Genomic DNA, 12,238 nt, shown 5'->3' on the forward strand with positions numbered 1-12,238 from the left:
TGCTTACGCCACTGCAACGGCGCGCTCTGCGGCGGCCTTCAGTTCGCGCTCGCGCAGCACGAAGCGCTGGATCTTGCCCGTGGCGGTCTTGGGCAGCGTGTCGACGAACTCGATCGCACGCGGGTATTTGTACGCGGCCAGCCGCTCCTTGACGAAGGCCTTCAGCTCGGCGTCGCCCAGGTGCGCGCCGGACTTCAGCACCACGAAGGCCTTGGTCTTGACCAGTCCCTCCTGGTCCGGCACGCCGACCACCGCTGCTTCCAGCACGGCGGGATGCTGCACCAGCGTGGCCTCGACCTCGAACGGCGAGACATAGATGCCGCTCACCTTGAGCATGTCGTCGCTGCGCCCGGCGTAGCTGTAGGTGCCGTCCGCGTTGCGTACGTACTTGTCGCCGCTCTTGGTCCAGCCACCGCGGAAGGTCTCGCGCGATTTCTCGCGGTTGGCCCAGTACATCATGGCGGCGCTTGGGCCCTGGATATAGAGGTCGCCGATCTCGCCGTCGCGAACGGGCTGGCCGGATTCGTCGCGCAACTCAATCGAGTAGCCCGGCACCGGCCAGCCCGTGGTGCCGTAGCGCACCTGGCCGGGGCGGTTGGAGAGGAAGATATGCAGCATTTCGGTGGAGCCGATGCCGTCGATGATCTCGCAGCCGAAATGCGCGGTGAAGCGCTGGCCGATCTCGGCGGGCAACGCTTCGCCGGCCGACGAGCACAGCCGCAGCGCCACGTCCGCGCGCGCGGGCAGTGCAGGATTGGCGAGCATGCCGGCGTAGCCGGTGGGCGCACCGAAGAACACCGTGGGTTTGTGATCCAGCCAGCGGCGGAAGGTGGCCTCGGGCGTGGGCCGCTCGGCCATCAGCACCACCGTTGCGCCAACGCTCAACGGAAAGCTCAGGCCATTGCCGAGACCGTAGGCGAAGTACAGCTTGGCCGCGGAGAAGCAGATGTCGTCCTCGCGCAGGCCCAGCACCGGACCGGCGTAGAGCGCGGCGGTCCAGTACGGGTTGCCGTGGCTGTGCACCACGCCCTTGGGCTGTCCGGTCGAGCCTGACGAATACAGCCAGAAGCCCGGATCGTCGCAACCGGTTGCGGCGGGCACGGCGAGCGGGGTTTGCGCGGCGAGCACCGTATCGAGCGACACCATGCCTTCAGGCAACGGGCCTTGCGTGCGCGACACGAACACCTTGCCCACCTCATGCCCGGGCCGCGCGAGCGCGTCCTGCAGCACCGGCAGCAGCGCTGCCGACACCAGCACCGCCTGCGCGCGGCTGTGCTGCAGCATGTAGACGTAGTCATCCGTGGTCAGCAGCGTGTTGACGGCCACCGGCACGATGCCGGCGTACATCGCACCCAGGAAACTCACTGGCCAGTCGGTGCAATCGTGCATCAGCAGCAGCACGCGTTCCTCGCGGCGCACGCCGGCGCCGAGCAGCGCGGCGGCCACGCGCCGCGCCTGCTGTGCCAGCTCGCCGTAGGTGAGGCGGCCATCGTCATCGATATAAGCGATCTTGTCCGGGCGCCCGGCATTGCACGCCAGCAGGTGCGCGGCAAAGTTGAAGGACGCGCCCGGCGGCTGCACCGGGACGTCTGTGGTGGTGGCGGTCATGCTTGTCTCCCCGTGACTGGTGTACGGTGTGCTGCGCGCCGTCCATGCGAGGGCGGCGCGGTAAGTGCGAATCGACCGGAGCGGCCGGAGCGGCCGGCAGTCAGGCCAGCGTGCCGAGTACCTCGGTGCTGGCCTGGACCGCGCTGCGGCGATGGTAAAAATGCAGCGCGCGCAGGCCGCCCAGTTCCTCGCCGCCGCCGGCGCGGCCTGGGCCGCCATGCAGCGATTGCGGCATGACGTTGCCGTGGCCGGTGTGCAGCTGCGCGACGTCGGGAGAGATCACGTGGACGCGGCCGTGACTGTCGGCCAGTTCGATCGCGGCGGCGCCGAGCGCGGCGGCATCGCTGCCATAGAGCGAAGTCACCAGCGAACCCTGGCCGCGGCGCACCAGCGCCAGGGCGTGCTCGCAATTGTCGTCCGGGCGGTAAGGCAGCAGCGTTGCCACGGGGCCGAACACCTCGGTGTCGTGCACCGACGCGGCGGCATCGGCATCGCTGACGCCGAGCAGCGTCGGCCCGATGCAGCAGGCCACGGCCGGATCGGCGTCGACCAGCGGCTGCTGCGTGCCGTCGTGCAGCACCTGCGCGTGCCGGCGCAATGCCGCAAGCCCTTCGGTGACCGCATCGAACTGCGCGCGGCTGACCAGCGCGCCCATGCGCACGGAGTCGTTGCGCGGATTGCCGACAGTGATTTTGGACAGCCGTGCGCCGATCGCTTCGGCGGCCTGCCCGTAGAGCGCCTCGGGCACGAACACGCGGCGGATCGCGGTGCATTTCTGCCCGGACTTGACCGTCATTTCGCGCACCACTTCCTTCACCAGCAGGTCGAACGCGGCGGAGTCGGGCCCCGCCTGCGGCAGCAGCAACGCGCTGTTGATGCTGTCCGCTTCGATATTCACGCGCACCGAGCGTTGCGCGATGGCCGCATGCGAGCGGATCACCGCCGCGGTATCGGCCGAGCCGGTGAACGACACCACGTCGAATGGCTGCAGCTGATCCAGCAATCCCGCCGAACTGCCGCAGATGACGGACAGCGCGCCCGCCGGCAGCACGCCGGCCTCGATCACGTTGCGCACCATGCGCTGGGTCAGCCAGGCCGTGGCGGTGGCGGGTTTGACGATGACCGGCACGCCCGCCAGCAGCGCAGGGGCAGCCTTCTCCCACAGTCCCCAGCTCGGGAAGTTGAAGGCATTGATGAACAGCGCCACGCCGCGCGTCGGCACCAGCACATGCTGCGACTGGAACAGCGGGTCCTTGCCCAGCCGCGCGGCCTCGCCGTCGAGGAGGTAGCGGCGATCGCCGAGCGAATCGCCCAGCTTCGCATACGTGCCGAGCGTAAAGATGCCGCCATCGATATCGACGGCAGAGTCATTTTTCACGGTGCCGCTGTTCGCGGTCGCGATTTCGTAATAGGCATCGCGGTTGGCCTGCAGCACCTTGACGATTTCACCAAGCAGCGCGGCACGCTGGCGATAGGTGAGCGCGCGCAGCGCGGCGCCGCCCTGTTCGCGCGCGAAGGCAAAGCCGGCGGCGAGGTCCATGCCGGTCGCATCGACACGCACGAGTTCATCGCCCAGTACGGGATCGAACAGCGGCGTGCCGGCACCGCTGCCGGCCTGCCACTTGCCGCCGAGGTAGTTGGAAAGCAGTTCGGTCATGGCAGTCCTCAGCGGGTGAAGTCGATGCGGCCTTCCGGCAGCAGGTAGAGCACCAGCGCGCGGCCGTTGCTGACGGTGGGCCGGTGCGCGCTGCCCGGCGGGCAGACCAGCCAGCCGGCAGGGCGGCCATCGAATTGCGCGTCGCCATCCAGCGGCATGATCAGGTCGATCTCGCCGTTGGGATGCGTATGGTGCGGACCGGCAATGTCCTGCATGTCGACCACGTCGACCGAAAAGCCGTGCAGGTCGACGGCGGGCTTGAGGATGCGGCCGTAACGGATGCCGCCGCCTTCGCGGTCGCACAGCCAGCCTTCGGCCACGCCAGCCTGGCAGCTTGCCTTCAGTTGTTGGTAGGTGGGGCCGCCGGGGCCATGCTCGGCATTGAGCCAGGCGTCCAGTGCGGCATCGAGCGGCCGGCCGGCAAGTTGGGCGGTAAGTTGCGCAATCTGCTCGCGGAACTGCATTGGGGACAGGGTGGGGGACATCCAGGGGCTCCGTCTGATTCAGCCATTGCTATCGAAGGCTTCATGCATTATTGTGCATGTATGAAAAATAGGACCACCGGGAAATCATGTCAAGCACTATATTGCATGAATCTGGGTTAACCCGGGATGAGCGCCTGCAAGATGATTCAGGCGTGGCCGCCGCCAACGGCGCGGAAAAGAACCCCTTCCTGGTGGCGCTGGGCGAGCGCGTGCGCGACCTGCGCGCACGCCGTGGCCTGACCCGCAAGGCCGCGGCGCAGGCCGCCGGGGTATCGGAGCGGCACCTGGCCAACCTGGAATATGGCAGCGGCAACGCCTCGATCCTGGTGCTGCAGCACATTGCCGACGCGCTGCAGTGTTCGCTGGCCGGGCTGCTGGGCGACGTCACCACGTCGTCGCCGGAATGGGTCCTGCTGCGCGAGCTGCTGGAGCACCGCGACGAAGCCTCGCTGCGGCGCGTGCGCATTGCCGTGGGCGAGATGCTCGGCACCGGCGGCGAGAATGCCGCGCAGGCGGCGCGCAGCCCGCGCGTGGCGCTGATCGGCCTGCGCGGCGCCGGCAAGACCACGCTGGGCGGCATGCTGGCGGAGGACCTGGATTTCCCGTTCGTCGAGCTGAGCCGGGAAATCGAGAAGTTCGCCGGCTGCAGCATTGCCGAGATCCAGGGCCTGTACGGCATGAATGCGTATCGCCGCTACGAGCGCCGGGCAGTGGAAGAGGCTATCCAGATCTATCCCGAAGCCGTCATTGCCACGCCTGGCGGCCTGGTGTCCGACCCCGCCACCTTCAACCTGCTGCTGGCCCATTGCACCACGGTCTGGTTGCAGGCCGATGCTGAAGACCATATGGAGCGGGTGCGCGCCCAGGGCGACTTCCGCCCGATGGCGGCCAGCAAGGAGGCGATGGAAGACCTGCGCCATATCCTGGCCGGCCGCGCCGCCTTCTATTCCAAGGCGGAGTTCTCGCTGAATACCAGTGCGCAGCCGCTGGAGCCAACCTTCGCGGCGCTGCGCGAGCTGGTGCGCACGGCGCTGCAGATGCAAGGCTGAGCCGGCCTGATCCGAGTCTCCCGCCTGCGGCGGCACTCCGGTGCCGCCGTTTTCATTTGCCAGATGGCGCCAAAGGCGCCGCATGAACTGGAAAGGCGATGGGATCGCCGCATCCTCAAAAATCTGCACAATAATGCTTGATACAAATCTGTTTTATGAACTATAGTTCGTTTCAGCAGATTCCAGCTCATGCACTATGGTGCAGTTCCATCGAGGAGACACCGCCGTGACCACCGCCCCCCGCGTCGAATACCAGACCACCCCCGCCCAGTACAAGCACCTGAAGCTGAAGTTCGAAGGCCCTGTCGCCACGCTGGCGGTGGATATCGACGAGAACGCCGGCCTGCGTCCCGGCTACAAGCTCAAGCTGAACAGCTACGATCTCGGCGTCGATATCGAGCTGAACGATGCGCTCAACCGCATTCGCTTCGAACACCCGGAAGTGCGTACCGTGGTCGTCACCAGCGGCAAGGACAAGGTGTTCTGCTCGGGCGCCAATATCTTCATGCTCGGCGTCAGCAGCCACGCGTGGAAGGTCAACTTCTGCAAGTTCACCAACGAGACCCGCAATGGCATCGAGGACTCTTCGCAGCACAGCGGCCTGAAGTTCCTGGCCGCGGTCAACGGCGCCTGCGCCGGCGGCGGCTATGAACTGGCGCTGGCCTGCGACGAGATCCTGCTGGTAGACGACCGCTCATCCGCGGTGAGCCTGCCGGAAGTGCCGCTGCTGGGCGTGCTGCCGGGCACAGGCGGCCTGACCCGCGTGACCGACAAGCGCCATGTGCGCCATGACCTGGCCGACATCTTCTGCACCACCACCGAAGGCGTGCGCGGCCAGCGCGCCAAGGACTGGCGCCTGGTCGACGATATCGCCAAGCCGGCCGTGTTCGCGCAGAAGGTGCAGGAGCGCGCGCTGGCGCTGGCCGCGCAGAGCGACCGGCCGGCCGATGCACAGGGCGTGGCGCTCGCGCCGATCGAGCGGACCCTCGAAGCGGATGCGCTGCGCTACACGCATGTGACGGTGGAAATCGACCGTGCTGGCCGCACCGCTACCTTCACGGTGAAGGCGCCGACGGGCACGCAGCCGCAGAACATGGAAGATATCGTGCAAGCCGGCGCCAACTGGTACCCGCTGCAACTGGCGCGCGAACTGGAGGACGCGATCCTGTCGATGCGCACCAACGAGCTGGATATCGGCACCTGGCTGATCAAGACCAGCGGCGACGCCGCCGCGGTGCTGGCCACCGATGCTACGCTGCTGGCGCACAAGGACCACTGGTTAGTGCGCGAGACCATCGGCCTGCTGCGCCGCACGCTGAGCCGACTGGACGTGTCCTCGCGCAGCCTGTTCGCGCTGATCGAGCCGGACTCCTGCTTTGCCGGCACCTTCCTGGAACTGGCGCTGGCGTGCGACCGCAGCTACCACCTGGCGCTGCCCGACGACGAGGCGCGCGCGCCGAAGATCACCGTGGCGGAAGTCAACTTCGGCCTGTACCCGATGGCCACCGGCCAGAGCCGCCTGGGCCGCCGCTTCTACGACGAGCAGCCCGCGCTGGATGCGGTGCGCGCCAGGGCAGGCCAACCGCTCGATGCCGATGCCGCCTATGCGCTGGGCCTGGTCACCGCCAACCCGGACGATATCGACTGGACCGACGAAGTCCGCATCGCGCTGGAAGAACGCGTGGCGATGTCGCCCGACGCGCTCACCGGCATGGAAGCCAACCTGCGCTTCAACGGCCAGGAAAACATGTTCACCCGCATTTTCGGCCGCCTGACCGCGTGGCAGAACTGGATCTTCCAGCGCCCCAACGCCGTCGGCGACAAGGGTGCGCTCAAGGTCTACGGCAAGGGCGACAAGGCCGCCTTCGACTGGAACCGCGTCTGATCCGCCACCACGTCAAACGACAACCGAATTGTCCCCCGAAGGAGACCACCATGTCCGGCATCAACTACAGCGACAAGATCCCCAACAACGTCAACCTGAGCGAAGACCGCACCCTGCAGCGCGCGCTCGAGCAGTGGCAGCCCAACTACCTGAGCTGGTGGAACGACATGGGCCCGGAAGGCTCGCACACCCATGACATCTACCTGCGCACCGCGATCAGCGTCGATCCGCAGGGCTGGGCCCACTTCGGCCACGTCAAGATGCCGGACTACCGCTGGGGCATCTTCCTGAACCCGGCCGAGGCCAACCGCAAGATCCACTTCGGCGACCACAAGGGCGAGGACGCGTGGCAGGACATTCCCGGGGAATATCGCGCCAACCTGCGCCGCATCATCGTGACCCAGGGCGATACCGAGCCGGCATCGGTGGAGCAGCAGCGCCACCTGGGCCTGACCGCGCCCAGCATGTACGACCTGCGCAACCTGTTTCAGGTGAACGTGGAAGAGGGCCGCCACCTGTGGGCGATGGTGTACCTGCTGCACAAGTACTTCGGCCGCGACGGCCGCGAAGAAGGCGAGGCGCTGCTGGAGCGCCGCAGCGGCCAGGAGGACAATCCCCGCATCCTGCAGGCGTTCAACGAGCAGACGCCGGACTGGTTGTCGTTCTTCATGTTCACCTACTTCACCGACCGCGACGGCAAGTTCCAGCTGTGCGCGCTGGCGGAAAGCGCCTTCGATCCGCTGGCACGCACCACCAGGTTCATGCTGACCGAGGAGGCGCACCACATGTTCGTGGGCGAGTCCGGCGTGTCGCGCGTGATCCAGCGCACCTGCCAGGTGATGAACGAACTGAAGACCGAAGATCCGGCGAAGCTGCGCGCGGCCGGCGTGATCGACCTGCCGACCCTGCAGCGCTACCTGAACTTCCACTACAGCGTCACCATCGACCTGTTCGGCGCCGATGAGTCGAGCAACGCCGCCACCTTCTACAGCACCGGCCTGAAGGGCCGCTATGAAGAAGGCAAGCGCATGGACGACCACGTGCTCAAGGGCCAGACCTACCGCATCCTGCAGGCGCAGAACGGCCAGCTGACCGAGAAGGAAGTGCCGATGCTCAACGCGCTCAACGAAGTGCTGCGCGACGACTACATCAAGGACAGCATGGGCGGCGTCGAGCGCTGGAACAAGGTCATCGAGAAGGCCGGCATCCCGTTCCGCCTGAAGGTGCCGCACAAGGCCTTCCACCGCAATATCGGCGCACTGGCCGGCGTGAAGGTATCGCCCGACGGCCGCGTAGTCTCTGACGCCGAATGGCGCGACTTCCGCGACCAGTGGCTGCCCACCGAAGGCGACCGCGCCTTCGTCGCCAGCCTGATGGGCCGCGTGGTCGAGCCGGGCAAGTTCGCCAACTGGATCGCGCCCCCGGTCATGGGCATCAACCGCCAGCCGGTGGATTTCGAGTACGTGCGGTTTAACTGATCGTCTGCCTGTCGAACGCTGCCGGTTTGCTCCCCTCTCCCGCTTGCGGGAGAGGGGCCGGGGGAGAGGGCAGGCGGTGGCCGGCATACCGGCGAGTTGCACTTCATTGAAGCTCCGGCCCTCTCCCCCACCCCTCTCCCACTGCGCGGGAGAGGGGAGCGTCCGCGACGGGCCTCGGCAAGCTCAAGCGCAGTGCCCGCGAAGCACTCTGATTCTGGAGACCGCCATGGACATGGCAGAAATTCAAGTCATCAAGCAGCACCTGATCGATCCCGAGATCTGCATCCGCTGCAACACCTGCGAAGCCACCTGCCCGGTTGGCGCGATCACGCACGACTCACGCAACTACGTGGTCGATGCCGACAAGTGCAACCTGTGCATGGCCTGCATTTCCCCGTGTCCGACCGGCTCGATCGACAACTGGCGCGACATGCCGAAACTGCGCGCCTACAGCGTTGAAGAGCAACTGACCTGGGACACGCTGCCAGAAGAACTCTCGCCCGCGCAGCTGGCCGACCTGGCGCCCGGCGCCGGGACGCAGACCGCCGCGCCGGAGATTCCAGCCACGTCACCGCTCGCCGGCACCGGCGAAGAGACCTTCAACAGCGCGCGCTACGGCGCCACCGTGCCGCCCTGGTCCGCCGCGCATGCCTACACCAACGTCTATGGCGCCAAGTCCGCGCACAAGACCATCACCGCCACGGTGACCGGCAATGTGCGCGTGACCGATGTCGGACGTGAATACGACACGCACCACATCGTGCTGGACTTCGGCACGACGCCATTCCCGGTGCTCGAAGGCCAGTCGATCGGCATCGTGCCGCCGGGCACCGACACCAGCGGCCGCCCGCACCACGCGCGCCAGTACTCCATCGCCAGCGCGCGCAACGGCGAGCGGCCGGGCTACAACAACCTGTCGCTGACGATCAAGCGCGTGCTGCAGGACCACGACGGCAATCCCGTGCGTGGCGTTGGCTCGAACTACATGTGCGACCTGAAGGTTGGCGACAAGGTGGAAGTCATCGGACCGTTTGGCGCCAGCTTCCTGATGCCCAACCACCCGCGCTCGAATATCGTGATGATCTGCACGGGCACCGGCAGCGCACCGATGCGGGCAATGACGGAATGGCGCCGGCGGCTGCGCAAGGCCGGCAAGTTCGATGGCGGCAAGCTGATGCTGTTCTTCGGCGCGCGCAGCAAGGAAGAGCTGCCGTACTTCGGGCCGCTGCAGAACCTGCCGAAGGATTTCATCGACATCAACCTGGCGTTTTCGCGCACGCCGGGGCAGCCCAAGCGGTACGTGCAGGACCTGATGCGCGAGCGCGCGGCGGACCTGGCGGCGCTGCTGGCTTCACCGGATACGTACTTCTATGTCTGCGGGCTGAAGAGCATGGAGGAGGGCGTGGTGCTGGCGTTGCGGGACGTGGCGCAGCAGGCGGGACTGAATTGGGAGACGCTGGCGGAAGGGTTGAAGCGAGACGGGCGGCTGCATTTGGAGACGTATTAAACGCGATGCTGCAATCAGTGCCATCGCCGCTGGCACAGGCTCCCCTCGCCCGCGCGCGGGAGAGGGGTGGGGGAGAGGGCCGGAATCTCCACGAAGTGGCGCGGCATCGTGCTTGACGTACGCCGGCCCTCTCCCCCGGCCCCTCTCCCGCTAGCGGGAGAGGGGAGCAAACAGGCGCGAGGCGAAACGCTCAGCCATGCGCAAACCGCCTGCGCAACACCTTCCCCGCATCCACCAATTTCCCCTCCGCCACCTCCACCGTGCGCTGCAGGTAATCCTCGCTCGCCGCCAACAGCGCACCATACATCGCGCTGCACATCTTCCGCGCCGTGCGCCCGGGCCAGTCCTGCGGCAGTAGCGCTTCCGGCAGGTTGGGATCGCGCAGCAGCACGCGCCGGTATTCATGTACCAGCAGTGTCCGGACGAAATAGGCATCGGCCGGCGGTAGTTTCGCCGCTTCTTCCGCCAGCGGTGAAAAGCGCCGCAGCAGCGCCTGCCACGCGTCCGCCACATCGCCCAGCTTGAAGGTTTGGTGCATCAGTGCCTGCAACGGCCGGATCGAGAACGCTTCCAGGCTGCTTGCCTCCATCACCGCCACGTACTCCTGCGCACGCGCTGCGCCGATGATCTCGCGCAGCGACCCAAGGTCCGCATTGGGATGCGCCATCACCCCCGGCGCGATCGCGCCGAAGCCCTCCCACAGCAATTCCCGCTTCAGCTTCTGCCGCACCGTGGCGCGTACGTCACCGCGCACCATCACGAGGGTCCAGCGGCCATCCCATTCCTGCGCTTCGCCCGCATAGATGCGCTTGCCTGCATGCAGCACGCGTTGCAGGCCGGCTTCAGACAGCCCGTAGTAGCTGCGCCGTCCGATCCTGGTGGTGCTCAGCCAATCGTCGGCAGTCAGCCGGAACGTGGCCGTGCGAACCAGCCGGTCATTGATGCCGAACGGTGCCGCGAGGCGGATCAGGCTCCCCAGCCACACCGCCTGTGGCCGCGGCGCCACCACGTCGCCGTACAGCGTCACCAGCAGGGAGTTGGCGCCCAGCTTGAGCCCGCGCGCCAGCCGGGTAATGCGCGCAGAGGGCAGTTCTGCGTCGCGGGAAGTCGCCATCGCGGTCCTCAAAGTGATACACAAACGTTGATTGCTTGAATCAAATTGTATCACTACCATCCATTGCAACTGACGAGCTTGATGCAGATCAAGCCCTAACAAAAGCGGAGCAGGCATGTACGCACAGCTGGTGGAGACAGGAGCAACAAGGCTCCGCGCGATGGAAGAGATGGACCCGCAGGAGCGCGCGTTCCAGTCCCGCGTGGATGACGGCATCAAGATCGAGGCCAAGGACTGGATGCCCGAGGCTTACCGCAAGACCCTGGTCCGCCAGATCTCGCAGCACGCGCACTCGGAAATCGTCGGGCAGTTGCCGGAAGGCAACTGGGTCACCCGCGCGCCCACGCTGGAGCGCAAGGCGGTATTGCTGGCCAAGATCCAGGATGAAGCCGGCCACGGCCTGTACCTGTACAGCGCCGCCGAAACGCTGGGCGTATCGCGCGACCAGATGCTGGGCGACCTGCATTCGGGCAAGGCCAAGTATTCCAGCATCTTCAACTACCCCACGCTGTCCTGGGCCGATATCGGCATGATCGGCTGGCTGGTCGACGGCTCGGCCATCATCAACCAGGTGCCGCTGTGCCGCTGCTCGTACGGTCCGTATGCGCGCGCCATGGTGCGCGTGTGCAAGGAAGAGTCGTTCCACCAGCGCCAGGGCTACGACATCCTGCTGAAGCTGTGCAACGGCACGCCCGGGCAGAAGCAGATGGCGCAGGACGCGCTCAACCGCTGGTGGTGGCCCGCGCTGATGATGTTCGGCCCATCCGACGGCGATTCGCCCAACAGCGCGCAGTCGATGCAATGGCGCATCAAGCTGTTCTCCAACGACGAGCTGCGTCAGAAGATGGTCGACCAGACCGTGCCGCAGGCCGAGTACCTGGGCCTGACCATTCCCGATCCCGAACTGAAGTGGAACGAGGAACGCGGCCACTATGACTTCGGCGAGATCGACTGGTCCGAGTTCTACAACGTGATTCAGGGCAACGGCCCGTGCAACCGCGACCGCCTGCGCACTCGCGTGAAGGCCTGGGATGACGGCGCGTGGTTCCGCGACGCACTGGTCGCCCACGCCCAAAAGCAAGACCCGCAGGCGCAGCAAGCCGCCGCCTGATCCCCGCGGCGCGGCGCGCCGCCCCCACATCGAATCGCTTTACACAGGAGGTTGCCATGAAAGAGTGGCCGCTTTGGGAGATCTTTATCCGCAGCCAGCACGGCCTGGCCCACAAGCACGTGGGCAGCCTGCACGCGCCGGACGGCGAAATGGCGATCAACAACGCTCGCGATGTCTACACGCGCCGTAATGAGGGCGTCAGCGTGTGGGTGGTCAGGGCCTGCGACGTGATGGCCAGCAGCCCTGGCGACAAGGGTCCGCTGTTCGAGCCCGCCAACAGCAAGGTCTACCGCCACCCGACGTTCTTCCCGATGCCGGAAGCCGTCAAGCACATCTGAGGCGGC

At 66.5% G+C, this 12,238-nt stretch carries 10 protein-coding genes; 6 read left to right on the forward strand and 4 right to left on the reverse strand.

The window, feature by feature from the left end; all coding sequences use genetic code 11:
- Positions 1 to 3: 3 nt before the first annotated feature.
- From ACIP1U_RS17085 to ACIP1U_RS17095, 3 genes are all read right to left on the reverse strand, one after another.
- Positions 4 to 1,608, reverse strand: coding sequence for a benzoate-CoA ligase family protein (locus ACIP1U_RS17085; RefSeq protein WP_400316915.1), 1,605 nt, complete (start codon positions 1,606 to 1,608; stop codon positions 4 to 6).
- Between the two features lie 100 nt (positions 1,609 to 1,708).
- Positions 1,709 to 3,265 (reverse strand): 3,4-dehydroadipyl-CoA semialdehyde dehydrogenase, encoded by a 1,557-nt coding sequence (locus ACIP1U_RS17090; protein WP_400316917.1) that lies wholly within the window; start codon positions 3,263 to 3,265, stop codon positions 1,709 to 1,711.
- Positions 3,266 to 3,273: 8 nt separating this feature from the next.
- The gene (locus tag ACIP1U_RS17095) at positions 3,274 to 3,750 is read right to left on the reverse strand and encodes a DUF4863 family protein (RefSeq protein ID WP_400316919.1); all 477 of its coding nucleotides are present in this window, start codon (positions 3,748 to 3,750) and stop codon (positions 3,274 to 3,276) included.
- 86 nt (positions 3,751 to 3,836) lie between these two features.
- Between ACIP1U_RS17095 and ACIP1U_RS17100 the strand changes: the two genes are divergently transcribed.
- From ACIP1U_RS17100 to boxA, 4 genes are all read left to right on the forward strand, one after another.
- On the forward strand, positions 3,837 to 4,799 hold the full coding sequence (locus ACIP1U_RS17100) for a helix-turn-helix transcriptional regulator (protein WP_400316921.1): 963 nt from the start codon (positions 3,837 to 3,839) through the stop codon (positions 4,797 to 4,799).
- 226 nt (positions 4,800 to 5,025) lie between these two features.
- The gene (boxC, locus tag ACIP1U_RS17105) at positions 5,026 to 6,684 is read left to right on the forward strand and encodes a 2,3-epoxybenzoyl-CoA dihydrolase (protein WP_400316923.1); all 1,659 of its coding nucleotides are present in this window, start codon (positions 5,026 to 5,028) and stop codon (positions 6,682 to 6,684) included.
- A 50-nt stretch (positions 6,685 to 6,734) separates the two neighbouring features.
- On the forward strand, positions 6,735 to 8,162 hold the full coding sequence (gene boxB, locus ACIP1U_RS17110) for a benzoyl-CoA 2,3-epoxidase subunit BoxB (protein ID WP_400316924.1): 1,428 nt from the start codon (positions 6,735 to 6,737) through the stop codon (positions 8,160 to 8,162).
- A gap of 226 nt (positions 8,163 to 8,388) precedes the next feature.
- Positions 8,389 to 9,669: a benzoyl-CoA 2,3-epoxidase subunit BoxA gene (boxA, locus tag ACIP1U_RS17115; RefSeq protein WP_400316926.1), complete on the forward strand. Its 1,281-nt coding sequence runs from the start codon at positions 8,389 to 8,391 to the stop codon at positions 9,667 to 9,669.
- Positions 9,670 to 9,859: 190 nt separating this feature from the next.
- On the opposite strand, the gene paaX is transcribed toward boxA, so the two are convergent.
- Positions 9,860 to 10,783, reverse strand: coding sequence for a phenylacetic acid degradation operon negative regulatory protein PaaX (paaX, locus tag ACIP1U_RS17120; protein ID WP_400317024.1), 924 nt, complete (start codon positions 10,781 to 10,783; stop codon positions 9,860 to 9,862).
- A gap of 115 nt (positions 10,784 to 10,898) precedes the next feature.
- On the opposite strand from paaX, the gene paaA reads away from it, so the two are divergent.
- Complete coding sequence (gene paaA, locus ACIP1U_RS17125; protein WP_400316928.1) at positions 10,899 to 11,894, forward strand: 1,2-phenylacetyl-CoA epoxidase subunit PaaA; 996 nt, start codon at positions 10,899 to 10,901, stop codon at positions 11,892 to 11,894.
- A gap of 56 nt (positions 11,895 to 11,950) precedes the next feature.
- Entirely contained in the window at positions 11,951 to 12,232 is a 282-nt protein-coding gene (gene paaB / locus ACIP1U_RS17130; RefSeq protein ID WP_400316930.1) for a 1,2-phenylacetyl-CoA epoxidase subunit PaaB, read from the forward strand.
- The last annotated feature ends 6 nt before the right edge of the window (positions 12,233 to 12,238 follow it).

Source organism: Cupriavidus sp. NPDC089707, from assembly GCF_044748965.1.
GTDB lineage: Bacteria > Pseudomonadota > Gammaproteobacteria > Burkholderiales > Burkholderiaceae > Cupriavidus.

Bases quoted from the DNA above. Each gene is read 5' to 3' on its own strand.
- paaX (WP_400317024.1), bottom strand. From the start codon at position 10,783: ATGGCGACTTCCCGCGACGCAGAACTGCCCTCTGCGCGCATTACCCGG.
- paaB (WP_400316930.1), top strand. From the start codon at position 11,951: ATGAAAGAGTGGCCGCTTTGGGAGATCTTTATCCGCAGCCAGCACGGC.
- boxA (WP_400316926.1), top strand. From the start codon at position 8,389: ATGGACATGGCAGAAATTCAAGTCATCAAGCAGCACCTGATCGATCCC.
- ACIP1U_RS17100 (WP_400316921.1), top strand. From the start codon at position 3,837: ATGTCAAGCACTATATTGCATGAATCTGGGTTAACCCGGGATGAGCGC.
- ACIP1U_RS17095 (WP_400316919.1), bottom strand. From the start codon at position 3,750: ATGTCCCCCACCCTGTCCCCAATGCAGTTCCGCGAGCAGATTGCGCAA.
- ACIP1U_RS17085 (WP_400316915.1), bottom strand. From the start codon at position 1,608: ATGACCGCCACCACCACAGACGTCCCGGTGCAGCCGCCGGGCGCGTCC.
- paaA (WP_400316928.1), top strand. From the start codon at position 10,899: ATGTACGCACAGCTGGTGGAGACAGGAGCAACAAGGCTCCGCGCGATG.
- boxB (WP_400316924.1), top strand. From the start codon at position 6,735: ATGTCCGGCATCAACTACAGCGACAAGATCCCCAACAACGTCAACCTG.
- ACIP1U_RS17090 (WP_400316917.1), bottom strand. From the start codon at position 3,265: ATGACCGAACTGCTTTCCAACTACCTCGGCGGCAAGTGGCAGGCCGGC.